The 23,700-nt window shown below is 67.3% G+C and carries 20 protein-coding genes; 12 read left to right on the forward strand and 8 right to left on the reverse strand.

Annotated elements, in window-relative coordinates; genetic code table 11:
* Both AC1DDH_RS10850 and lipB read right to left on the reverse strand, forming a co-directional pair.
* Nucleotides 1-491, reverse strand: a 491-nt coding sequence (locus tag AC1DDH_RS10850) for a lipoyl synthase (protein WP_476955426.1), incomplete at its 3' end; no start/stop codon positions are given.
* Nucleotides 488-1,156, reverse strand: a complete 669-nt coding sequence (gene lipB / locus AC1DDH_RS10855) for a lipoyl(octanoyl) transferase LipB (protein WP_230007918.1) — start codon at nucleotides 1,154-1,156, stop codon at nucleotides 488-490. The genes AC1DDH_RS10850 and lipB, both read right to left, overlap by 4 nt.
* A gap of 107 nt (nucleotides 1,157-1,263) precedes the next feature.
* Between lipB and AC1DDH_RS10860 the strand changes: the two genes are divergently transcribed.
* From AC1DDH_RS10860 to AC1DDH_RS10885, 6 genes are all read left to right on the forward strand, one after another.
* Nucleotides 1,264-2,889 carry a serine/threonine-protein kinase gene (locus tag AC1DDH_RS10860; RefSeq protein WP_476870592.1) on the forward strand — a complete coding sequence of 542 codons (1,626 nt, stop codon included), beginning with the start codon at nucleotides 1,264-1,266 and terminating at the stop codon, nucleotides 2,887-2,889.
* A gap of 106 nt (nucleotides 2,890-2,995) precedes the next feature.
* Nucleotides 2,996-4,255, forward strand: a complete 1,260-nt coding sequence (locus AC1DDH_RS10865) for an APC family permease (RefSeq protein ID WP_476955427.1) — start codon at nucleotides 2,996-2,998, stop codon at nucleotides 4,253-4,255.
* Nucleotides 4,256-4,450: 195 nt separating this feature from the next.
* Nucleotides 4,451-5,590, forward strand: coding sequence for an APC family permease (locus tag AC1DDH_RS10870; protein WP_476955428.1), 1,140 nt, complete (start codon nucleotides 4,451-4,453; stop codon nucleotides 5,588-5,590).
* A 6-nt stretch (nucleotides 5,591-5,596) separates the two neighbouring features.
* Nucleotides 5,597-5,893, forward strand: a complete 297-nt coding sequence (locus AC1DDH_RS10875) for a hypothetical protein (protein ID WP_476955429.1) — start codon at nucleotides 5,597-5,599, stop codon at nucleotides 5,891-5,893.
* A complete protein-coding gene (locus tag AC1DDH_RS10880; RefSeq protein ID WP_476870594.1) occupies nucleotides 5,890-6,336 on the forward strand; it encodes a hypothetical protein in 447 nt (148 codons plus the stop codon). The genes AC1DDH_RS10875 and AC1DDH_RS10880 overlap by 4 nt, the downstream gene beginning before the upstream one ends.
* Nucleotides 6,337-6,339: 3 nt before the next feature.
* Nucleotides 6,340-7,686 carry a M20/M25/M40 family metallo-hydrolase gene (locus AC1DDH_RS10885; RefSeq protein WP_476955430.1) on the forward strand — a complete coding sequence of 449 codons (1,347 nt, stop codon included), beginning with the start codon at nucleotides 6,340-6,342 and terminating at the stop codon, nucleotides 7,684-7,686.
* A gap of 9 nt (nucleotides 7,687-7,695) precedes the next feature.
* Here AC1DDH_RS10885 and AC1DDH_RS10890 read toward each other — a convergent pair whose 3' ends face one another.
* Entirely contained in the window at nucleotides 7,696-8,589 is an 894-nt protein-coding gene (locus tag AC1DDH_RS10890) for a TIGR01777 family oxidoreductase (protein ID WP_476870596.1), read from the reverse strand.
* A gap of 74 nt (nucleotides 8,590-8,663) precedes the next feature.
* On the opposite strand from AC1DDH_RS10890, the gene AC1DDH_RS10895 reads away from it, so the two are divergent.
* Nucleotides 8,664-12,257 carry a S41 family peptidase gene (locus AC1DDH_RS10895; RefSeq protein ID WP_476870597.1) on the forward strand — a complete coding sequence of 1,198 codons (3,594 nt, stop codon included), beginning with the start codon at nucleotides 8,664-8,666 and terminating at the stop codon, nucleotides 12,255-12,257.
* A gap of 108 nt (nucleotides 12,258-12,365) precedes the next feature.
* Here AC1DDH_RS10895 and AC1DDH_RS10900 read toward each other — a convergent pair whose 3' ends face one another.
* Nucleotides 12,366-12,794 carry an OsmC family protein gene (locus AC1DDH_RS10900; RefSeq protein WP_476955431.1) on the reverse strand — a complete coding sequence of 143 codons (429 nt, stop codon included), beginning with the start codon at nucleotides 12,792-12,794 and terminating at the stop codon, nucleotides 12,366-12,368.
* 134 nt (nucleotides 12,795-12,928) lie between these two features.
* On the opposite strand from AC1DDH_RS10900, the gene AC1DDH_RS10905 reads away from it, so the two are divergent.
* Complete coding sequence (locus tag AC1DDH_RS10905; RefSeq protein WP_230011753.1) at nucleotides 12,929-13,312, forward strand: VOC family protein; 384 nt, start codon at nucleotides 12,929-12,931, stop codon at nucleotides 13,310-13,312.
* A gap of 89 nt (nucleotides 13,313-13,401) precedes the next feature.
* On the opposite strand, the gene AC1DDH_RS10910 is transcribed toward AC1DDH_RS10905, so the two are convergent.
* The 4 genes from AC1DDH_RS10910 to AC1DDH_RS10925 form a co-directional block, all read right to left on the reverse strand.
* Nucleotides 13,402-13,752: a hypothetical protein gene (locus AC1DDH_RS10910; protein WP_018772389.1), complete on the reverse strand. Its 351-nt coding sequence runs from the start codon at nucleotides 13,750-13,752 to the stop codon at nucleotides 13,402-13,404.
* A gap of 152 nt (nucleotides 13,753-13,904) precedes the next feature.
* Nucleotides 13,905-15,665 (reverse strand): 2-oxoglutarate dehydrogenase, E2 component, dihydrolipoamide succinyltransferase, encoded by a 1,761-nt coding sequence (sucB, locus tag AC1DDH_RS10915; protein WP_476955432.1) that lies wholly within the window; start codon nucleotides 15,663-15,665, stop codon nucleotides 13,905-13,907.
* 126 nt (nucleotides 15,666-15,791) lie between these two features.
* Complete coding sequence (gene lpdA, locus AC1DDH_RS10920) at nucleotides 15,792-17,177, reverse strand: dihydrolipoyl dehydrogenase (RefSeq protein WP_018772391.1); 1,386 nt, start codon at nucleotides 17,175-17,177, stop codon at nucleotides 15,792-15,794.
* Nucleotides 17,178-17,444: 267 nt separating this feature from the next.
* Nucleotides 17,445-18,971, reverse strand: coding sequence for a leucyl aminopeptidase (locus AC1DDH_RS10925; protein WP_476955433.1), 1,527 nt, complete (start codon nucleotides 18,969-18,971; stop codon nucleotides 17,445-17,447).
* Nucleotides 18,972-19,346: 375 nt separating this feature from the next.
* On the opposite strand from AC1DDH_RS10925, the gene AC1DDH_RS10930 reads away from it, so the two are divergent.
* From AC1DDH_RS10930 to AC1DDH_RS10945, 4 genes are all read left to right on the forward strand, one after another.
* The gene (locus AC1DDH_RS10930) at nucleotides 19,347-20,285 is read left to right on the forward strand and encodes a proteasome assembly chaperone family protein (protein WP_476850450.1); all 939 of its coding nucleotides are present in this window, start codon (nucleotides 19,347-19,349) and stop codon (nucleotides 20,283-20,285) included.
* Nucleotides 20,286-20,319: 34 nt separating this feature from the next.
* Nucleotides 20,320-21,651: an MFS transporter gene (locus tag AC1DDH_RS10935; protein WP_476955434.1), complete on the forward strand. Its 1,332-nt coding sequence runs from the start codon at nucleotides 20,320-20,322 to the stop codon at nucleotides 21,649-21,651.
* A gap of 114 nt (nucleotides 21,652-21,765) precedes the next feature.
* On the forward strand, nucleotides 21,766-23,025 hold the full coding sequence (locus tag AC1DDH_RS10940) for a sensor histidine kinase (RefSeq protein ID WP_476870602.1): 1,260 nt from the start codon (nucleotides 21,766-21,768) through the stop codon (nucleotides 23,023-23,025).
* Nucleotides 23,022-23,678 carry a response regulator gene (locus tag AC1DDH_RS10945; protein ID WP_476859821.1) on the forward strand — a complete coding sequence of 219 codons (657 nt, stop codon included), beginning with the start codon at nucleotides 23,022-23,024 and terminating at the stop codon, nucleotides 23,676-23,678. Before AC1DDH_RS10940 ends, AC1DDH_RS10945 begins: the two co-directional genes overlap by 4 nt.
* Nucleotides 23,679-23,700: the final 22 nt, after the last annotated feature.

A 23,700-nucleotide genomic window follows, 5' to 3' on the forward strand; every position in this document is an offset into this window, starting at 1 on the left:
TCGGGCTTGCCGGAGAAATCGGGGATCAGCAGTTCGACGCCGGTGCCCGGGTTCAGTTCGTGGATCTTGCGGACCGTCTCGGCGTAGAGCCAGACGCCCTCGTCGGCGAGGTCGTCGCGGGCCACGCCGGTGACGGTGGCGTAGCGCAGCGCCATGGCCTGGACCGAGCGGGCCACCTTGGTGGGCTCGAACATGTCCACGGGCGAGGGCTTGCCGGTGTCGATCTGGCAGAAGTCGCAGCGCCGGGTGCATTCGGAGCCGCCGATCAGGAAGGTGGCTTCCTTGTCTTCCCAGCATTCGAAGATGTTGGGGCAGCCGGCCTCTTCACACACGGTGTGGAGGCCTTCCTTCTTGACGAGGTTTTTGAGCTGGACGAACTCCGGGCCCATCTGGACCTTGGCCTTGATCCATTCCGGCTTCCGTTCCACCGGTGTGGCCGCGTTTCGCTGCTCAATGCGCAGCATCTTCCGGCCTTCTGGTGCCAGTGTCACAGTAGAGCTCCTTCTGGGGTTGCAACTAGGGCTTGTTCATTCTTGCGCAGTTCTTCGGTGATCCGCGACATGAGGTCCGCCGGGGTGACGTCCCTGCCAAGTTCCTGGGCGATCGTGGTGACTCCGGCGTCGCTGATCCCGCAGGCGATGATCTGGCCGTAGGGGGCGAGATCGTTGTTGCAGTTGATCGCGAAGCCATGCATGGTGACACCTTCGTGGACGCGGATGCCGATGGCCGCGATCTTGCGGTCCGGACCCTTTTCGTCCTGTTCGATCCACACGCCAGCGCGGCCCTTGATCCGGACGGCGGCGATGCCGTAGTCCGCCAGGACGGCGATGATGACCGCTTCCAGCCGCTCCACGTAGTCGCGGATGCCAGCCTTGTTCTTCAGTTTGATGATGGGGTAGCCAATGAGCTGGCCGGGGCCGTGCCACGTCAGCTTGCCGCCGCGGTCCACGGCCACAACGGGAGTTCCGTCAAAGGGCCGTTCGTGGTCTTCGGTGCGCTTGCCTGCGGTGTAAACCGCGGCGTGTTCGAGCAGCAGTACAGTGCTGGGCGCGGTGCCCGCGAGGACCTTTTCATGCAATTCGCGCTGGATGTCCCATCCGCGCGTGTAATCGACGAAGTCCGGGGCGAGACCCAGCTGTTTGAACTCAAGAGTCATGGCATCAAGCTTAGACCCCGCCGCACCCACCTCCCGTTTGTGTGCTTAAGCTCTCATGCCTGTGGATAACTTCTGCACGATTCCGCGCAATCGACTATTCCTTGGGTATGGAAGATCTCCCGCCGGCCGCCGGTGCGGCCCCCCAGGTTCCCGGTTACGACGTCGGACGGCTGCTGGGGCGCGGCGGCAGCGCCACGGTCTGGCTGGTGACCGAACAGTCAACGGGCCGCGAGTTCGCCCTGAAATGCTTCGATGCCGACCGCGCCGCACCGGAAGAATCCGAGGCCGGGGACGTCATGCGGCGCGAAGTCCGGATCCTCTCCGCCCTGGCACACAGCCACCTGCTTCGCGTGCACGCAGTGGTGCGCCTGCCGGTTCACGACTCTGGCGGCAGCGGCCTCGGGCTTGCGCTGGACTACGCACCCGGCGGCTCGCTGGCGACGCTCGTGGGAAGCCGGGGACGCCTGGGTCCCGGCGAAACGGTGACGGTCCTGACTCCCATCGCGCAGGCCCTGGCATACCTTCACGGCCAAGGCTTCACCCACGGTGATGTGGCCCCCGGCAACGTGCTCTTCACGGCTGACGGCAAACCGCTGCTGGCCGATCTCGGCGTCGCGCGAATGGTGGCCGACGCCGCTCCGGTCGCCGAAGAGGGCACAGCAGGATTCCAGGATCCCGCCCCGTCGGACGCTGTGCGGGCCGGGCTGCAGCCCGAACGCGACATTTACTCCCTGGCCGCCCTGGGCTGGTATTGCCTCACCGGACGGGCCCCCGAGCCCGGCCCGCATCGTCCACCGCTGAGCCTGCTGGTCCCGGAGGTGCCGGCAGCGTTGGTTGCCGCCCTCGAAGCGGGGCTGGGCGGGGAGCGCCGGGAGCGTCCCCCGGCGGCGGAGTTTGCCGCTCTGGTCTACCGCAGCGCCCGGGCGGAGCCCGTCGATCTGTCGGTCTCCGTGCACCCCACCGTCATCCCCCAACTGCTCACGCGCAAGGCTGTGCAGTCTGGCCCGGGCCGGCGCCCAGGCGCTATCCGGAAAGCCGGACTCCACCGCGGATTCCGGCGGACCCCCGCGCAGCGGGCGCTGCTGCCCGCTCTCGCCGCTGCAGTCCTGCTGGCCGGCACCTGGCTGCTGGCCGGTGGCGGGCCGGCCTCCGACGCCGTCGCCGGGCTGTTTCCAGGGTTTGTGTCCGGCCACGATGCGCCGGTGCAGACAGGAAGTCCCGTGGGCCGCGAGGGACCGGCGGCGCCGTCGGAGGGGCCGGTTGGCGGGCCGCCGCCCCCCACCGCCGACGGCGGGGCCACCGCCATCCTTCCCGATCTTGAGGCACTCCTGGCCTCCGCCGACCCGGTGGAGGCGGTCCGCGGCCTGGCCCGGCTCCGTTCACTGGCACTGAGCTCCGGCGACTTCAGACTGCTCGATGCCGTCAACGCCCCGGACTCGGCGGCCGCCGCCTCGGACGGCCGCATCAAAGCGCAGCTCAGCGCCTCCGGCCACGTCCTGGCCGGATTCTCGACCTCCCTGACCCGGATCGAGACCACCGCGGAGAGCAGCCCCGCCCGGGCAGTGGTGGCCATCACCACAGAGCCTTCTGCTTACCGGGAAATCGATGGGAACGGCGCCACGGTGGCCGAAGTACCCGCCGCCTCCGCACAGCAGCTTCACCTGGTCCTGGTGCCCGTCGACGGGCGCTGGCGGATCCAGGACGTGCTACCTCCGGGGCCCGGAGCCGGCTAGGGTTCCACGCTTCAGGGCGCGGTGGTAACCTCCCACCGAGACGGCTGCTAGCGAGAGCCTGACGCCGGAGAGGGACGCCATGTCGACCACGGTTCCGAAGAAGCAGATGACCGTCATTCAAGCAGCGTTCATCGGGGTGGGTTCCATGGTGGGCGCGGGAATCTTCGCGCTGCTGGGCGCAGCCGGCGCTGTCGCCGGCTCGGCTGTGTGGGTGTCCTTTCTGGTGGCGGGCGCCATCGCCGGCCTACAGGGGTACTCGTTCGCGAAGCTCGGCGCGACTTACCCATCGGGCGGGGGCATGCTGGCCTACCTGGCCCGGGGGTTCGGGGAGGGGCACGCTACAGGCATCGTTTCGTGGCTGTTCTACGTGACCGGCGCGATCGTGGGGGCAATGGTGGCGTCGTCCTTCGGTGGATATGCCAGTGCAGTCCTGACCGGTCGCGACCCAGGCTGGGCCAAAGTGTTCGCGGTCGCGCTCATCCTGGTCATGACCGTCCTGAACGCGGTCGGTTCCACGGCGGTCGCAAGAGTCCAGTCGGTGATCGTGAAGATGGTGCTGGCCATCCTGTCCGTGTTCGCGATTGTCACGATCGCGAACTGGAACCCAGCGCTCCTGGATCCGGCCGGCTACCCGGGCGTCCGCGAGATCATCGCGAGCGTGGCGTTGACGTTCTTCGCCTTCCTCGGGTTCGGCGTCATCACCTTTACCGCGAAGGATCTGCCTGACCCGTCCCGTCAACTGCCCCGCGCCATGTATCTGGCGCTGGCGATCGCCACGACGGTGTACGTCGCCGTCTCGCTGGGAGTTTTCGGGACCCTGACCGCCGACGAGGTCGTCGCCTACGGCGCCACTGCGCTGGCCGAGGCCGCCAAGCCGACGCTGGGCCAGTTCGGCTATGTGCTGATGGTGATCACCGCCCTGCTCTCCACTTCCGGGGCGGTGAACGCCAGCCTCTATCCTTCCGTGGGGATGACCCGGCATCTCGCCTCGGTGGGACAGTTTCCACCGGTCTTCGGCCGCTCCGTGGGCCGCAGGCAGGTGCCGGTTGGGCTGCTGGTCATGGCCGGCCTCGCGGCGGTGATGGTGGTGGCGTTCAACCTCAACAGCATCGCGTCGCTTGGAAGTGCGGTGGCCTTGCTCATTTTCTCCGCGGTCACGATGGCCCACTTCAAGGTGTACCGGGAGACAGGGGCAAAGCTTTTGGTGCTTATCATCGCCCTGATTGCGACCTTGGGAACGTTCGTCGTGTTCTGCACAACCACGCTCGTCAATGAACCCGCCACCGCCGCCGCGCTGGTGGTCATCCTTGCACTGGCGCTGATCACCGATTTGCTGTGGAAGCGCGCCCGAAACCGCGCAAATTAGCACCCCGGCGATCTGACGTATAGGGGAGTTGGGGACTATTCCCTGCTAATTCCTAGGTCCATGCTGTAGGCACCGAGCACTTTCTGTGATAAGGGGGGCAGTGGGCATGTTCAAGCCGACGAGTACTCGCCCCAGGCGGTTTAGCTCCGCCTGGCCCGTGGCGCAGACCACGGGGCACTGGAGGGTGTGGCTCACGTGAGCGAACAGGCAGTGACCCGGCCGAAGGCACCACCGGCCGTGTGGATCTCCTGGGTGGCCATGGCATTGATGACCACGAGTTCGGTGGCCAGTCTCCGTGCGGCCCCGACCATGGCCGTCTACGGCCTCGCCTCAGTCTTCCTCTACGTGGTTCCCGCGATCGTCTTCCTCCTCCCGACCTCCCTCGTGTCGGCCGAGCTGGCCTCCGGATGGAAGGGCGGCATCTACAACTGGGTATCGTCCGGAATCTCCAAACCGATGGGCTTCCTGGCGGTCTGGTGCCAGTTCGCGATGACGATTTTCTACTATCCAACCCTGCTGGGATTCGTCGCGAGCACGCTCGCCTACGTCTTCAACCCGGCGCTGGCCAGCAGCGGCGTGTGGACGGCCTTGGTGATCGTGGTGTTCTACTGGGCCGGCGTGTACGTCTCATCCCGCGGCACGAAGGGTGTGGCGGGCCTGGCCAGCGGTGGCCTGATCATCGGCACCCTGATCCCGGGCGCCCTGCTAGTCATCCTGGGTGTGGTCTTCCTCGGCCAGGGCAATCCGTCCGCCGCTCCGATGACCGCGGCGAATTTCTTCCCCGAATGGGCCGGGCTGGCCAGCCTGGTGCTGATCGTGAATAACTTCCTGTCCTACAGCGGCATGGAGATGAACGCTGTGCACGTGTCCTCGCTGAAGGACCCGGGTAAGGAGTATCCGAAGTCGATGTTCCTGGCCATGGGACTGGTACTGCTGATCTTCATCCTGCCGGCGCTGGCGATCAGTTGGATCGTTCCGGCCGATGAACTCTCCCTCACAGCCGGTGTCATGCAGGCCTTTGACGCGGTGCTGGCCTCCTTCAACCTCCAGGCGCTGACACCGATCCTCGGGATCATGCTGGTGGCCGCCTCCCTCGGCGGCATGCTGACCTGGCTGGCCGGTCCGTCCAAGGGCCTGCTGCTGATCTCGCGTGAGGAAGGATACCTCCCGCCGTTCCTGCAGAAACTGAACAAGAACGGCATCCAGCAGAACCTCCTGGTGGTCCAGGGGCTCGTCACCACCGTGATCGCGCTTGGCTACGCGCTGATCCCGGATGTTTCCAGCGCGTACTGGATCTTCTCGGTGATCACCACGCAGGTCTACCTGATCATGTAGCTGCTGATGTTCGTGGCCGCCGTCCGGCTGCGCCGCAACGACCCGGACCACGCGCGTGGCTTCCGGGCGCCAATGCTGGTTGGGCTCTGCGGCGTCGGTTTTACCGCCTCCCTGGCCGCCCTGCTCGTCGGGTTCGTCCCGCCTTCGCAGTTTGGCAACGGCGATCCGGCCGTCTATTTCCTGATCGTCGCCGGCGGCGCGCTGGGACTGGGCCTGCTCGTGCCGTTCCTCTTTTACAGGTTCCGCAAACCCTCGTGGAAGCTGCCGGAGCAAGACGCTCAGACGGAGGCACCTAGGTCATGAGCACGCATCAGGAGTCCTCGACCAGGCGCAGCCGCTCGGTCGTTTACATAGTTGCCATGATCCTGCTGGTGGTGTTCGCCGTCGTCGCATTGCTGAATTTCCGGTCGGCGAGGGAGACACAACAATCCCTGGCGAAGGCCGACCAACTGATCGCGGCGATCGAATCAGCCGGCGGGACGGCACCCTCGCGCGAGCAGATAGCTCGGGTGCTCGGTGACGACGGCGGTGCCGTTTGCGCGAACCCGAACAGCGCGTTGAGCCGGGCCACCTTCTTGAGCCAGCTGGCGAACGGGGCAACCGGGCCGGGATACAGGCCGGTGATCGGGAACGCCCGGATCGCCGTCGGCGAGCTCGCGATTATCAAGGTCTATTGCCCGGACCAGCTCGCTGAGTTCCAGGAGTTCATCGACGACCTCAAGACGTACCACACGGGTGGTGCGTGAGCCGTGGACCTGCGCGCCCGCATCACCGATCTGATGGGTCCGGCACGGGAGGAGCTCGCCGAGTTTGTGGCCATCCGGTCGGTGGCGGATGCGCGGCAGTTTCCCGTCGAGGAGTGTGCCAAGGCTGCCCAATGGGTGCTGGACAAGTTCGCCGGACTCGGATTTACGGATGTGCACCTCGAACGGACCCCGGACGGCTCCGACGCGGTGGTGGGCTCCAGGCCCGGACCCGATCCGGACGCGCCCACCGTGCTCCTCTACGCGCACTACGACGTCCAGCCACCCCTCGATGACTCGGCATGGCGGACCCCGCCCTTCGAGCTCACTGAAGTGGACGGCCGCTGGTACGGCCGCGGCGCCGCCGATTGCAAGGGCAACATCCTCGCCCACCTGCTCGCACTGAGGGCACTCGGCAGTGACGTACCGGTGAACCTGTTGCTGGTGGTCGAGGGGTCGGAGGAACAGGGCACCGGCGGGCTCGAGGCGTTCGTCGCCGGCCACCCGGACCTGCTCCGTGCCGACACCATCCTGGTCTGCGACACCGGCAACGCCGCCGTGGGCCACCCCGCCGCGACCGTAACTCTGCGCGGGATGGTCAATGTCGTGGTGACAGTGGAGGCGATGGCGTCAGAGCTCCACTCCGGCATGTTTGGCGGTGCTGCCCCCGACGCGCTCGCCGCACTGATCGCCATGCTGGCATCACTGCGGGACCGGCAAGGCAACACGACGGTCATGGGATTGGACAACGCCCAGACCTGGACCGGTGCGCCCTATCCGCCAGGGCAGTTCCGCACCGACGCCGGCGTCCTGGAGGGAGTGTCCTTGCTGGGGGACGGCACCGTGTCCCACATGCTCTGGGCGCGGCCCGCGGTCACCGTGCTCGGCATCGACTGCCCGGCGGTGACCGGCTCGACGGCGGCGATTGTGCCGCGGGCCGCGGCACGCCTGAACCTGCGCGTCCCGCCGGGCATGGCGGCCGCCGACGCCCACACGGCGTTGGTCAGCCACCTCAAGGCGGCCGCGCCCTGGGATGTCCCCGTCACGGTGGACCTCGAGGCCATCGGGTCGCCATTCCAGGCGGCAGTCGGCGGACCGGCCTTTGAAGCCATGAGCGCCGCGATGTCCCAGGCCTACGGCACGCCCATGACAACCCTGGGGCAAGGGGGATCGATCCCGCTCTGCAACGTCTTCGCCGACACCTACCCGGACGCGGAGATCATCCTGCTCGGCGTCGAGGAGCCACTCGCCCTGATCCATGCACCGAATGAGAGCGTCGATCCGGGCGAGATCAGGGCCCTGGCAGAGTCCCTGGCCCTCTTCCTCCAGAGGTACGCGACGCTGCACGGCTAGTAGCTGCGGCTAGCCGCGCCCTGCCACCCAGGCGGCGGCCCCGGCGAGGGACGGGTGCTTCCAGGCGAAGCTGTTCTCCGCCAGGACGGCCGGCTCCAGCCGCTGGCTCGCGAGCAGCAGTTCTTCGGCGAGATCGCCCATCACCAGCCGCAGCACCGGGGCGGGTACCCGCAGCGCCGCCGGCCGGTGCAGGGCCCTGGCCAGTTGCGTGATCAGGGAATTCACATCTGCGGCTTCGGGGGCGCAGACGTTGACCGGCCCGGACACGGGCGCCGAGAGAAGGAAGGAAAAGGCGGCGGTCACATCCGGCAGAGTGATCCACGGCCAGAACTGCCGGCCATCGCCGAGCGGGCCGCCGACACCCAGGCGCAGCAGCGGCAACAGCCGGCCCAGTGCGCCGCCGGAACGGCTCAGGACGACACCGGTGCGGGGCGTGACCACCCGGACTCCGGCAGGCGCCTCATGCGCCGCGGCCTCCCAGTCGACGCAGATCCGGGACAGGGTGCCGGTGCCGGCCGGCGCGTTCTCGCGCAGCACCGCCGTACCGGCGTTGCCGTAGTAACCGGAGGCCGACTGGCTCAGGAACACGGCGGGCGGCGCGTCGGTGCGCGCCATGGCGGCCGCGAGGGTCCGGGTAGCCCCCAGCCGGGAGGCGCGGAGCTCGTTGACCCGTGCCTTGGTCCAGGGCCGGTCGCCGATTCCGGCGCCGGAGAGGTTGACCACCGCGTCCGCGCCCTTCAGTGCGGTGTCGTCGATCCGGCCGGCAGCCGGGTCCCACTGGAACTCGGCTGGGGACGCAGGGGCACGCCTGACCAGGGCGACGACGTCGTGCCCCTCGCTGCGCAGTGCACCCGAAAGGGCAGTTCCGATCAGCCCGGAGGCCCCGGCAATAAGGATTCGCATGATCCATCTCACCATGCCCGGCACGGCCGCGAAACCTCCCGGGCCGTAAGGACCGTTGTGGCTATGATCGAACGATGACCCCCTCGAGTTACTTCCGTTTCCCGCATCTGCACGGCGATCTGGTCACCTTTGTGGCCGAGGACGACGTCTGGATTGCACCCGTGGGCGGGGGCCGCGCCTGGCGCGTATCCTCCCTGCAATTGCCGGCCCGCAACCCGCGCTTCACGCCCGACGGCAAGCGTCTGGTCTGGACCGTCGTCCAAGGGACTGCCCCGGAAGTCGTCACGGCCAACGTCGACGGCGGCGGCTACAGCCAGTTGAGCTACTTCGGCCACCCTTCCACCCGGGTCAAGGGTTTCACCCCCGACGGCGACGTCCTGGTGACCAGCGCGTTCCGCCAGTCCGACAGCCGTCACACCCACGCCTACAGCCTCCCCGTGACCGGCGGCTGGGCGCAGGAACTCCCGTTCGGCCCGGTCGAGTCGGTGGCCTTCGGCCCCGTCGTTGGCGATGAACGCCCTGTGGTGCTCGCCAGTGTCCTCTCGCGTGAGCCGGCCTGGTGGAAGCGCTACCGCGGCGGCGCCGCCGGCAAGCTGTGGATCGACGCAGACGGAAACGGTGAATTCGTCCGGCTCGCTGCCGCGCTGGACGGAAACCTCACGGACCCGCTGTGGGTCAAGGGGCGGATCGCGTTCCTGTCCGACCACGAGGGTTACGGAAACCTCTATTCCGTCCTGCCCAACGGCAGCGACCTGCGGCGCCACACGGACCACGAGGACTTCTATGTCCGCCACGCCGCGACCGACGGCGAACGCGTGATCTTCGAATCGGCCGGTGAGCTCTGGCTGCTGCCCAGCCTCGACGCCGAGGCCGTCAAGCTCGACATTGTGCTCGGTTCCGCCTCGCAGGCGCGCCGGCCCGCCCCGCTGAAGCCCTCGAAGCACCTTGGCGACGTCGTACCGGACCGCACGGGCGCGTCCAGTGCCGTCGAATCCCACGGAACCGTCCACTGGCTGCGGCACAAGGACGGCCCTTCCCGCGTCCTCGAGGCCACCCCGGGCGTCCGGGCACGGCTGCCGCGGCCCTTCGGCGAGGGCCGGATCGCCTATGTCGCCGACCACGACGGCGTCGAGGCCCTGTACCTGAAAGCCATTGCGGCGCCCCTGGCCGGAGCGGCTGCGGCAGCATCGAAGGCCCCGCAGCCGGCCGTGCAGTCCGCTGCCGAGTCAACGGCCCGGCCCGCTGCTTCCGCCGAGGACGCAGGCATGCAGTTGCCGAAGCCGGTGTCCGCCGCCGCGCTGACCGGCGCAGGATCAATCCCCGCCGCTGCAAACGGTTCCGTGTCCGGCCCGGTCGCAGCGGTCCCGGACCCGGCTGCAGCAGACGCAGCCGGCTCCATCTCCGGCTCCGAGCCCGACCGGGCCGGTGCGGGCGCCGCCGTGGAGGCCGCGCCTGCCTCCGATGAGCTGACGCGGATCGACTTCCCCAAGCCCAGCCGGACCAGCGCCATCGAAGCCAGCCCGGACGGGCGCTGGCTCGCCGTCGGCACGGCGTTCGGTGATATCTACCTTGCCGACACCCGCACGGGCACGATATCCCAGCTGAGCAGCATCGGCGAGGGCAGCATTGAGGGATTCACCTGGTCCCCGGACTCCGCGTGGCTCGGCTGGTCCGAGCCGGTCACGTCCTTCGGGTCCCGCAGCCGGCTCCGGATCACCCGGATCGACGGCGGCACTGGAGCTGCGATCATTGACGTCACCGACGGCCGGTTCCGCGACGAGTCGCCGTCGTTCACCCCGGATGGCAAATACCTCGCCTTCCTCTCCAACCGCAGTTTCGACCCGGTCTACGACGGGCACTCCTTCGATCTGTCCTTCCCGAGCCCGATCAAGCCGTACCTCGTCGCCCTCGCCGCCGACACACCTTCGCCCTTCGGCCCGAGCGTCGACCTCCACGCCGACGCCGACGCCGAGGCAGGTGCCGCCGGAACAGCGGGTGCTGCGTCCGGGCCCCAGCCGGCGGCAAAACCCGTGCCGTCCGTGCGGGTCGACGCCGAGGGCCTGGCCCACCGCGTCATCGGGGTCCCGGTGCCGCAAGGCAACTACGCCGGACTCACCGCCGTCGCCGGCGGCCTGCTCTGGCTGGACAGCGAGCTCGCCGGCACCACCGGTGAGGGCCGGGCCAGCCTCGAGGACAAGGGCGCGGCGCCGAGCCTGGTCCGCTACGACCTGGCCAAGCGCCGCACCGCCACGATCGTTGAGGCCCTGGACAGCTACCGGCTCTCCGGCGACGGCGAAAAGATCGTGTTCATCCAGGACAAGCAGATCCGCGTGGCGCCGGCCGCCGCCAAGGCCGATGAGGACTCCGGCCAGCTGGTCAAGGTGGACCTTGGCCGGATCCGGGTGCAGCTGGACCCACTCAGTGTGTGGGGCCAGGCCTTTGACGAGGCATGGCGGCTCCAGCGCGACTTCTTCTGGACCGAGGACATGGCCGGCCAGGACTGGGAGTCCGTCCACGCCCGCTACCGCCCGGTGGTGGAACGCCTCGGCTCCCATGACGACCTGGTGGACCTGCTGTGGGAGTTGCACGGCGAGCTCGGCACCTCCCACGCCTACGTCCGGCCCGTGGCCGCTGTCGAGAACGGCAGCAGCCCGCAGGGCCGCCTCGGCGCGGACCTGGGGTTCACCGGCGAGGGGTGGGAAATCACCCGCATTCTGGCGGGGGAGTCCTCTGACCCGCTGGCCACTTCGCCGCTGACCCGTCCCGGCGCCGACGCCAAGCCGGGCGACGTCCTGCTGGCGATCGACGGCGTCGAACTGACCCAAACGCGGACCCCGGCAATGCAGCTGGTCGGCGCGGCCGGCCGCGCCGTGGAACTTACCCTGCGCAATGGCGCCGGCCATGGTGCGGCCGCGGGCGCCCAGCGCCGCGTGGCCGTGGTCCCGGTCAAGGACGAGGAGCGCCTGCGCTACCAGGAATGGGTCTCCGGCAACCGGCGAACTGTCCGGGAAGCCTCGAACGGGACGTTCGGCTACCTGCACATCCCGGACATGATGGCCAACGGCTGGGCACAACTCCACCGCGACCTCGACACCGAAACGGCCCTGGACGGACTGATCGTCGATGTCCGGCGCAACCGCGGCGGCCACACCTCTCAGCTCGTGGCCGAACTCATCGGGCGCAAGGTCACCGGCTGGAGCATGCCGCGCGGGGAAAAGCCGCGGACGTACCCGCACCACGCTCCCCGCGGGCCGGTCATCATTCTCACCGATGAGTTCGCGGGCTCCGATGGCGACATCATCACGCAGGTCTCCAAGCTGCGGGGGATCGGGCCCGTCATTGGCACCCGCACCTGGGGCGGAGTCGTCGGGATCGACAACCGCTTCGCGCTGGCCGACGGCACCGGCGTCACCCAGCCGCGCTACGCCACCTGGTTCGCCGGTGGCGTTGGCTGGGGCGTGGAAAACTTCGGCGTCACCCCGGATATCGAGGTGACCTTCCCGCCGCACGCCTACGCCGCCGGAACCGACCCGCAGCTGGAGTACGGCATCGGGGCGCTGAAGGAAATGATCCAGGAACTGCCCACGGACCGTCCGCCGCTGCGCGAGGGTTACCGCCGGGTCCGGCCCGCACCGCTGCCTGCGCGCCGGCAGGCCGGCCAGGCCTAGGCGCTCCCGGGCGCGGCCCGCACAGACGGTCCGCGCAGGACAGATGGCAAGGCCCCCGCCACCCTGGACATCCAGGGCGGCGGGGGCCTTCGTCTTACTGCGGCCGGCCTAGGAGGCCAGGGTGGCGTCCAGGGTGATCTCGATGCCGGTCAGGGCAGCGGAGACGGGGCAGCCGGTCTTGGCTTCCTCGGCCAGCCGCTGGAAATCGTCGACGGAAATGCCGGGGACACGCGCGGCCAGGGTGAGGTGGCTGCCTGTGATCCCGGTACCGGGCTGGAAGGTCACGTCGGCCTTGGTGTTGATCTCCTCGGCCGTGTGGCCGGCCTGGGCCAGGGCGTTGCTGAAGGCCATCGAGAAGCACGCGGAGTGCGCTGCCGCAATGAGCTCCTCGGGGCTGGTCTTGCCCTCGGCGGCCTCGGCGCGCGCCTTCCAGGTGACGTCGAAGTTGCCCAGCCCGGAGCTGTCCAGGGTGGTGTTGCCGGCGCCTGTCATCAGGTCGCCATTCCATACAGTGTGTGCGGTGCGTGTTGTAGCCATGTCCACTCCTCGACGTCGTTGTGAATCAGGGGTCCGGCTGGTGCCGGAGCCTGCCGTGATCAATCCTAGGGATTCTGTGCGGCCGCCGCACGGGGGTTCCGCTGTCAGAGGATTGTGACCCGTACAGTGTCGTCATGGAACTTACCGAAGATGCGCAGGTGCCAGGGGCGCCCGTGGCGCGTATCGCCACGATTATGGTCAACGCCGTCGACGCCGGGCGCCTGGCGCAGTTCTGGGCCGACTTGTTGGGCACGGCGGTCTCCTCGCGCTTCGAGCAGTTCGTCTGGCTGGAACCCGCCGGCACCGGAGCCCCGCAGCTGGCCTTCCAGCAGGTCCAGGACCCCACGGAGGGCAGGCGGCGCCTGCACCTGGACATCCATGGGCCCGACCCTGCGGCGTTGCGCGCCCGCGCCGAGTCCCTCGGTGCCGGGTTCGTGGAGGGCAATGACATCGGCGACTTCCACTGGGATGTCATGCAGGATCCCGAGGGCAACGAATTCTGCATCGCCGGCGACTGACAAGCCGGTTTAACGGCGGCAGTTAAACGACGGCGGCGCCGCACCCCGGCGGGGGGAGCGGCGCCGTCATGGCCTGTGCAGTCAGCCGGTTACTGCCACAGGGTCGCGATCGCGACGTTGAGCAGTGCCAGGCCGCCAACGCTGTTCGCGAGGCCCTTGCTGATCGGCTCGCCCTTCTTGTATTTGCGGCGGCCAATGAAGGCCAGGACGCCGACGATCAGGGCGATGACAAGCTTGACCCCGAGCTTGGCGTAGTTGGCGTTCATGTCCAGGGCCGGGATCAGCCCCATCATGATGATGCCCGTGATCAGCTGCAGCATCGCGCCGTCGAACTGGCGCGGGTGGACGGTGGGCTTCTTCATCTGGCCGATCCAGATGCCGACAATCATGGCGGCGCCGATGATGTGCAGGAAGACCATGACGTTATAGACGATGTTCATGGCATCAGTGTAGCCAGAGTCTTCTACGCACCGTAGTAGGACCCGCCGCGGCCCCGGGGCGGAACAGCAAAAACGGCGACGGCGGCACGGGCGCCCGGTGGTTTCCCACCGGAACCCGCACCGCCGTCGCCGTCGGTGTGCGCTTTTAGACCCTAGAGTCCGAGGTCGGCCTCGAAGGCGCCTTCCTCAAGGCGTGCCTTCAGCGTCTGCAGGAAGCGTCCCGCGTCGGCGCCGTCGACCAGACGGTGATCGTACGTCAGGGAGAGGTACATCATCGAACGGATGGCCAGCGAGTCATCGCCGTTCTCGTCGGCGACCACTACGGCCCGCTTGACGATCGCGCCGGTGCCGAGGATGGCAACCTGCGGCTGGTTGATGATCGGGGTGTCGAACAGGGCACCCACCGAACCGATGTTGGTGATGCTGAAGGTGCCGCCGGAAAGCTCGTCCGGGCCGATCTTGCCGTTGCGGGTGCGGTCGGCGACGTCGGCAATCTTGCCGGCCAGGCCGGCCAGGTTCAGGTTGCCGGCGTCCGAGATGACCGGAACCAGCAGGCCCTTGTCGGTGTCCACCGCAATCGCCAGGTGCTCGGCGTTGTGGTAGGTGATCTCCTGCTTGTCCTCATCGTAGGAGGCGTTGACCTTCGGGTGCTGCTTCAGGGCCTCGGCAACAGCCTTGGCGATGAAGGGCAGGAAGGTCAGCTTGGAGCCGTTCTGTGCCTGGAAGGAGTTCTTGGCCTTGGCGCGCAGCTTGGCAACCTTGGTCATGTCGACCTCATGGACCTGGGTCAGCTGGGTGGAGATGTCCAGCGACTCGCGCATGCGGCGGGCAATAACCTGGCGGATGCGCGGGGCCTTCTGCACGGTGCCGCGCAGCGAGGACACTGCACCTGCGGATGCCGCGGCTGCCGGCGCAGATGCGGCGGGGGCTGCCGCAGGTGCGGAGGCGGCCGGTGCTGCCTTTGCCTCGGCAGCTGCCAGCACGTCCTGCTTGCGGATGCGGCCGCCGACGCCGGTGCCGGTGAGGGCCGCGATGTCGACACCCTGCTGGTTGGCCAGCTTGCGGACCAGGGGAGTGACGTAGCCGGACTCTGCCGGTGCGGCAGCTGCTGCCGCGGGCGCGGGAGCTGCCGGAGCGGCGGGAGCTGACGGAGCAGCCGCTGCGGGAGCTTCCTGCTTGGGAGCCTCCGGTGCTGCTGCCGGTGCGGGGGCGGCCGGCGCTTCCTGCTTGGGAGCTTCCGGTGCTGCTTCCTGCTTGGGGGCCGCGGCGGGCCCGGGTGCGGCCGGTGCCGCTGCGCCGGAACCGATGACGGCCAGGACGGAGCCGACCTCGGCCGTCTCGTCCTCGTTGACGCGGATTTCCAGAAGCGTTCCGGCAACCGGCGACGGGATTTCGGTGTCGACCTTGTCGGTGGAAACCTCGAGCAGCGGCTCGTCGACCTCTACGTTGTCGCCGATGCTCTTCAGCCAGCGGGTCACAGTGCCTTCGGTGACGCTTTCACCCAGGGCAGGCAGCGTGACGTCGTGTCCTTCCCCCGCTGGAGCAGAATCCGGAGCGGCGGCAGGGGCCTCGGCGGCCGGAGCCTCCGCGGGAGCCTCTTCTGCGGCCGGCGCAGCTGCGGCGGGAGCCGGTGCCTCTTCGGCGGCTGCGGCCGGAGCCTCTGCGGGGGCGGCCTCGCCGGAGCCGATGCGGACCAGCGGGGCGCCAACTTCAGCGGTCTCGTCCTCGGCGACGAGGATTTCCTCGATCACGCCGGCGATCGGAGAGGGGATCTCGGTGTCGACTTTGTCGGTGGAGACTTCGAGCAGCGGCTCGTCCACCTCTACCCGGTCACCGACCTGCTTGAGCCAGCGGGTGACGGTTCCTTCGGTGACGCTCTCACCGAGGGCGGGCAAGTTAACGGATTCAGACATGTCGTCCCCGTTCTCCTTATTGATCTTTAGTGCGGATGATTGCTGCCTTGGTCGAGCTTAGTGCACCCGGCTTTTCGGGCCGGGTGCACCAGGCTCTGAGTTCATGCGATGGTGCGGGCGGAGCTGCTAGCCGTGGAGGGGCTTGCCCGCCAGCGCCAGATGCGCCTCGCCCAGGGATTCGTTCTGGGTGGGGTGGGCGTGGACCAGCTGGGCCACGTCCTCCGGGTAGGCTTCCCAGTTCACGATCAGCTGTGCTTCACCGATCTGCTCGCCCATGCGGGCGCCGATCATGTGGACGCCGACCACGGGGCCGTCCTTCTGGCGGACCAGCTTGACCAGGCCGGACGTGCCCAGGATGGAGCTCTTGCCGTTGCCGGCCAGGTTGTATTCCTGGGTCTGGATCTGGTCCTCGCCGAACTTCTCCTTGGCGGCCTTCTCGCTGTAGCCGACGGTGGCGATCTCGGGTTCGGAGTAGGTGACCTTGGGGATGTTGACGTCCTCGACGATGACCGGCTTCAGGCCGGCGATCTCTTCGGCGACGAAGATGCCCTGCTGGTAGCCGCGGTGCGCCAGCTGCACGCCGGGGACGATGTCGCCGACGGCGAAGATGTTGCCGACGCCGGTGTGCAGGCGCTCGTTGGTGATGACGAAGCCGCGGTCGATCGTGATCCCGGCCTCTTCGTAGCCGAGGTTCGCCGTGACGGGGCCGCGGCCCACAGCAACAAGCAGGAGGTCGGCCTCGAAGGTCTTGCCGTCCACGAGGGTGACCTTGACGCCGTCGTCGTTCTGCTCGACGCCCTGGAAGAAGACACCGGTGGAGAACTTGATGCCGCGCTTCTTGAAGGCGCGCTCGAAGGCCTTGACGATCGTGGCGTCCTCGTTCGGAACCAGCGACGGGAGGCCTTCGACGATCGTGACGTCGACGCCGAAGGACTTCCAGACCGAGGCGAACTCGACGCCGATTACGCCGCCGCCCAGGATGATCGCGCTCTTAGGGATGTAATCCATGGTGAGGGCTTCGTCGGAGGTGATGACCTTGCCGCCGATTTCCAGGCCCGGCAGGGTGCGGGAGTAAGAGCCGGTCGCGAGGACAATGTTCTTGCCCTTGTACGCGGTGCCGTTCACGACGACGGTGTCGGTGCCCTGAAGCTTGCCTTCACCCTCAATGACGGTGATGCCCTTCTTGCCCTTGATCAGACCCTGCAGGCCCTTGAACTTGCCGGCAATGATGCCGTCCTTGTAAGCGTTGACAGCCGTGATGTCGATGCTGTCAAGGGTCACGTTGACGCCGTACTTGGCCGAGTCGCGGGCGTGGTCCGCCAGCTCTGCCGAGTGCAGCAGGGCCTTGGTGGGGATACAGCCGTTGTGGAGGCACGTGCCGCCGAGCTTGCCCTTTTCGATGAGGCCGACGGTGAGGCCAAGCTGGACAGCACGCAGTGCGGTGGCGTAGCCGCCGCTGCCGCCGCCGAGTACCAGGATGTCGAATTCTTGCGCAGTTGCCTGATCGGCCACTAAAACGCTCCCTCGCGTGAACGATGACACGAGAGTACGCATCATCTGGTCTTGGAACCTGTCTGCTGTGATTGTGCCAGCCGGCCGGTTCCCTTTCATTTGTGACTACTACATTGGGGTCTGCTTCTGGGAAACAAGGTTTACCTTAGCGAACCACTAATACATGCTCCACCTTGCCATGGCGTTTGTGGAGCGCTTGTGTCCAGTGTCACGCGCCTTTGTGGCCGGGAAGGCATCGCCGCCCCGGCCACAAAGCCGCGATGCGCGCTAGACGGTCTTGGTGAGGATGTCCTCGACGTAGGCCACCAAGGTGCGGACGGTGCAGCCCGTGCCCTGTTTGTGGTTGTAGCCGTAGGGGCTGCCGTTATTAAACGACGGGCCGGCGATGTCGATGTGCGCCCACGGGATCTGTTCCCCGTCCTTGCCCTTGCCAACGAACTCGCGCAGGAAGACGGCCGCCGTCATCATGCCGCCGTGGCGTTCGCCAATGTTGGCGATGTCGGCGACCTGGGAGTCGAGGCTGGCCCGGAGTTCTTCCGGCAGCGGCATGGGCCAGACGAGCTCGCCGGCCCGGTCCGCGGCGGTCTTGATGGCGCCGGTAAGGGAGTCGGAACCCATCACGCCGGCCGTGCGGTCGCCCAGAGCAATGAGCTGGGCGCCGGTGAGGGTTGCGACGTCGATGATGGCATCCGGGAATTCCTGGCTGGCGGCGACGATGCCATCGGCCATGACCAGGCGACCCTCGGCGTCGGTGTTGAGGACCTCGACGGTCTTGCCGCCGAACATCGTCAGAACGTCCGCCGGGCGCTGTGCAGCGCCGGAGGGCATGTTCTCGGCGATGCAGAGCCACGCGGTCGCCTTGACGGGCAGCCCGAGGCCCGCGAGGGCCAGGACGGTGTTGAGGACGACGGCGGCACCCGCCATGTCGGACTTCATGTCGCCCATGCCCAGGGCCGGCTTGATGGAGATGCCGCCCGTGTCAAAGGTGATGCCCTTGCCCACGAGGGCGATCTTGGCCGTGGCCTTCGCCGGGGCGTATTCGACCTTTACGAGGCGCGGCTGCCGGGTGGAGCCCTTGCCGACGCCGAGGATGCCGCCGAATCCCTCCTTCTCAAGACGCTTCTCGTCCCAGACGGTCACCTTCACCGGCAGGCCCTTGGACAGTTCCTTGGCGGCGTCGGCAAAGGACTCGGGGTAGAGGTGGCTCGGCGGCTGGTTGACCAGCGTGCGGGTCGCGTTCACGGCCGTGCCGATCAGGGATGCCCGGTTCAGGACCGGCGCCAGCGCCTTGTCCGTGGCGAAGTCGGTGCGGATGATGACGTTCTTCACCGGGTCCTTGAGCCCGTCCTTGGAGGACCGGAACTCTGCATAGGAGTAGGCGCCCATCGCGGCGCCCTCGGCGACCGCCGCGACCTCGGCCAGGGTGGTCGTGGGCAGGGCCAGGGTGACGGTGGCGACGCCGGCCAGCTGGCGGACGGCCGAGCCAGCGGCGCGGCGCAGTGCCTCCTCGGAGAGCGGCTGCGTGGCCGAAAGCTTGCCGACGCCGGCGAGCAGCAGGATGGTCGCTCCCGCCTCGGGCAGGCCGGGCAGCCGGTGAGCCTGGTCCGCCGCGCCGGTGATGCCAAGAACGCTCAGTGATTCCGCCAGGGCCTCCGCGGCCTTGGCCGTCAGCGGATTGTCGAGCAGAACGGGGCCGTCAGGACCCTGTCCGACGCCGATGACGAGGGCATCGCTGGGGGACTTCTTCAAATCCCCTGCGACTGCACTAAGTTTGACTTCACTATTCTTGACCACGAGGACAGTCCTCAATTCTCTGTGATGGTTCTCGGTGATATTCGGCAGGAACTGCATGTTTGGCGTCCTGCCACGGATCCCGGGGCGCCGTCGGTCTGGGACGCAACCCGGTGTCTGCAAAACAAGCCCTAGGGCCATCACCGATCGTAGTCTCTCGACCGTGCGGAAATTCAATCGAATGAGAGCTGGAGCACACCCCGGGCAGGAATTAGCCCGGGCGCCGGGGCGTTGTATTGGTAGAGACGCTGCGGAGCGGTGAGTGCTCCATGGGACTGGCCGGCAGGATCCGCCTGACTGGCCGTTCTGCCAGGCACCGCCCGAATGGCGGATTGCGCCCCACTTCTCCCACCGCCGCCATCGTGAAAGGAACACGCCGTGATTGAACGGATTTCCGGCTCTTTGCTGGATCCCCAGTCGCTCTATATCCGTGATGACGCGCTGTTCTCCAGCACCGAACTGCGCGGACTCAACCTCGTCATGGGGTTCACCGGCTTCGCCGACGCGGGCCACGTGGTCCGGCAGATCACCGCTGAACTGCTGGACACGCTCGATACCGAGATGATCGCCGAGTTCGACGCCGACCAGCTGATCGACTACAGGTCCCGGCGCCCGCAGGTCAGCTTCGTCGAGGACCACCTGCAGGACTACCAGGCACCGAGCCTGGCCCTCTACCGGCTGGTCGACGGACTGGGCAGCCCGTTCCTGCTCCTCGCGGGGTTCGAGCCGGACCTGCAATGGGAGCGCTTCGCTCGCGCCGTCGTCGGCCTCGTCGAAGAGCTCGACGTCAACCTCGTCACCTGGATCCATTCGATCCCGATGCCCGTGCCCCATACCCGGCCGGTCGGTGTGACCGTGCACGGCAACCGGCCGGAGCTGATCGAGGGAATCTCGGTCTGGAAGCCCACGGTGGAGGTGCCGGCCGCGGTGGGCCACATCCTGGAGCTGCGGCTGACGGAGGCCGGCCGGAACATCGCCGGCTATGTGATCCATGTGCCGCACTACCTGGCCGAAGCCGAGTACCCCACGGCCGCCGTGGCCGGGCTCGAGTACCTGGGCGCGGCAACGTCGCTCATGCTGCCGACCGATCGTTTGCGCGAGGCGGGACGCGAGGTGGGCCGGCAGATAGCCGAGCAGATCGAGGCATCCGAGGAGGTCCAGCAGGTGGTCTCACGGCTGGAGACCCGGTACGACGAAAAGGCCGAGGGGACGGTCCGGAGGTCGCTGCTGGCTGATGAGAACGACCAGCTCCCCAATGCCGACGCCCTTGGTGCCGCCGTCGAGGCGTACCTGGCCCGTAAAGAACCCGGCGAATAAATACTATTTATCATGAACCGGGCATAATGGGGGAGTGACCTCTCCCCGCGCCTGGCTGATCTGGATCGTCGGGATCTTCGCCTATCTCGTGGCGGTCAGCCAACGGACCTCTTTCGGTGTGGTCGGCCTGGAGGCAACGGAACGCTTCCACGCCAGCGCCGCGGAGATCTCCTTCTTCACGGTGCTGCAGCTGCTGGTTTATGCGGCGCTGCAGATTCCCGTGGGGATTCTGGTGGACCGGTTCGGCTCCCGCGCGATGCTGGCGGGCGGTGGTGTCCTGATGGGACTCGGCCAGCTTCAGCTGGCGTTTGCCGACAACATACCCGGCGGAGTCCTGGGACGCGTCCTGGTGGGCGCCGGTGACGCCATGACGTTTATTTCCGTCATCCGGCTTATCCCGCTCTGGTTTGCCCCGGGGCGCGTCCCGCTCCTGACGCAGTTGACCGGCATGTCCGGCCAGCTCGGCCAGCTCTTCAGCGTGGTGCCGTTCGCCATGATCCTGCACTCCGCGGGGTGGACGCCGGCCTTCCTGACGCTCGCCGCGATGTCCGGCCTCGCCGTCGTGCTGGTGCTGATCCTGCTCCAGGACCTTCCGCCCGGGCACTCCGCACCGGCACAGTCCCAGGGGCTGCGCGCCACCGGCATTTCGCTGGGTCACGCCTGGCGGCAACCCGGGACCCGGCTGGGGCTGTGGAGCCACTTCACCGTCCAGTTCAGTGGCACGGTTTTTGCCATGACGTGGGGCTACCCTTTCCTGATTTCCGCCGAGGGGCTGGACCGCGGCACGGTCTCGGCCCTTATGGCGCTGTACGTCGCCGGCGCCATCGCCGCCGGACCGCTGATGGGCAGATTCGTTGCCCGGCATCCGCTGCGGCGCTCCACTATGGTGCTGCTCATTTCCGGATGCACCGCTGCCGCCTGGGCGGCAGTTCTGCTGGTGCCGGGACGCGCGCCGCTCTGGCTCTTGGCAGCGCTGGTGGTGACCCTCGCCGTCGGCGGCCCCGGTTCCATGATCGGCTTCGATTTCGCCCGGACCTTCAACCCGGCCCACCGGCTCGGCACCGCCACCGGGATCGTCAACGTGGGTGGCTTCATCGCCGCGCTCGTGTCCATTTACCTGATCGGGCTGGTGCTCGACGTCCTGCATGCCACCGGGTTCTCGCAGGGGGAGCTCTACGGCCTGGATCCGTTCCGCGTGGCCCTGAGCGTGCAGTTCCTGCTGCTGGCCGGGGGAGCAGGAGCCATCGTGGTGACCCGGCGGAAGGTCCGGCGCCAAATGGCGGCCCAGGGAGTCATGGTTCCACCCCTGCTCAAGTCCCTGGCCGAGCAGCGCAGGCTGGTCGCGGAGCGCCGCCGCACGCCCTGAATATGTGGTGGGCCGGGCTGATCGGTCATCCGTATGGCTGAAGTTGTTCATTATCGGGGTTGAACTAACTCAGAACGAGCGTTGGAGATGTGGACGCCAGCTTAGGGTGAAGGCATGTTCAAACCGATCCAGTCTCTGAGGCTCCTCGCGGCACCGGCCACGTCCGTGCTGCTTCTGGGGACTCTCTTTATCCTGGAGGAGCGACATTTCGACCAGAACAGCGCCCTTCTGTTGGCGCTCCTGACCGGCGTCGCTGTGGCCGAGGTCCTGCCGGCCGCTGCCGTGGGGCTGGTTTTCGCCGCCTTGGCCCTGCAGAGCCTGAAGGTTTTCCCGTTGGTCTTTCTCTCGGGCGTGCTGAGCTACGCTGTCGTTCCGGTGGTCATCTTCGTCGCCGTCATCGGCTGGAAAGCCCGGAACCGGTGGGTCCTCCCCGTTGCTGCTGTCGTATTTGCCGGCATCATCACCGTCAACTGGTTCACCGACCAGACCTGGATCAACATCATCTTCGCCAGCCCGATCTACGGCAGGGGATTACTGCGAACTCTCACCTACGCCTTTCTGATCTTTGGAGCCTTCGCCGCCCTGAACCTCGCCGCCTGGGCCGTCGGTGTGGCAGTAAACAACGCCTCGAGGAGCCGAAGGGCGCAGCTCGCGGCGGAAACACGGCTGCGGGAGACCGCGACCGAACTCGCCATCGAACAAGAACGCAACAGAATCGCCGGGGAGCTCCACGACGTCCTGGCACATTCACTGACAGTCATCGTGGCCCAGGCCGACGGAATACGCTTCATCCACCGCACAGAACCGGAAACCGTGGAAGAAGCATCCAAGGTCATCGCCGAATCGGCGAGGACCGCCCTTGTCGAAACGCGCCGGCTCATCGAAGGCTTCTCCACGGAGCTCAGCAACCAACCGACTCACAAAATTGAAGACCTGGTGATTCTTGCCGACCGTCTGAGCTCCAGCGGCATGGCGGTCACGATCGAAACGACGGGCCAGCCATGGGACATGACCGCCGCCCAGCAGCTAACGGTCTACCGCCTGGCGCAGGAAAGCCTCACAAACGCCTTCAAGCACGGAGACCGGAGCCAGGGTACGCACCTGCACCTGGTGTGGACGGCAGGATCCCTTGAGCTCCGCATCAACTCCTCGCTGATCACCAGCCCGGCCGCGACGACAAAGGCCACCCCATCGGGCCGCGGGATAGCAGGAATGAAAGCCCGCGCCGCAGCCGCCGGCGGATGGGTGGAAACAGTCCGCGGCGAAGAGACCTTCGAAGTACTGGCCTTCCTCCCGTCGGCCGGACCTAGGCAGCAGGCAGCGGCCGCCTCCAACGGGCCCCGCCTGCGCTCATTGGAGGGAGCACAACCATGACGACCACACCGATCCGGATTGCCCTGGCCGATGACCAGCCGCTGTTCAGCGCCGGGCTCAAAATGATTCTGCGCAGCCAGGCGGACATGGACCTTGTCGGCGAAGCCGTCAACGGAGAGGCCGCCGTCGAACTCGTGCAGGAGACCTCCCCTGATGTGCTCCTCATGGACATCCGCATGCCTGTCATGGACGGCATCACGGCCACAAGGACGATCCTGGAAAAGTCCACTGGAACTGCCACCAAAATCATCGTGCTGACCACGATCCAGCATGACGAAGCCGTCGTCCGAGCCATCCAGGCCGGCGCCGCCGGTTTCCTGACCAAAGACACCACACCGGACTTCCTGCTGGCCGCCATCCGAACGGTTCACTCGGGGCACTCAGTCATCGCTCCGGCCATCACCAACGAACTGCTACGCGACTACACCACGCCCTCTTCCGGGAACGACGCCGCGCTGGCAGACCTGTCCGGAAGGGAGCGCGACGTGTTTCTCCTTACCGCCAAAGGGCTGGGAAACGCCGAAATCGCGGCCTCACTGGTACTCAGCGAAGCCACTGTGAAATCCCACGTCGGCAGCATCCTGGCGAAACTGAAGCTGAAGAACCGCATCCAGCTCGTCGCCTTCGCTTACGAAAACAACGTCCTCAACTAGCCCTCACAGCAGCACCGCCCCA

It is taken from the genome of Arthrobacter sp. 10T425 (genome assembly GCF_056393985.1).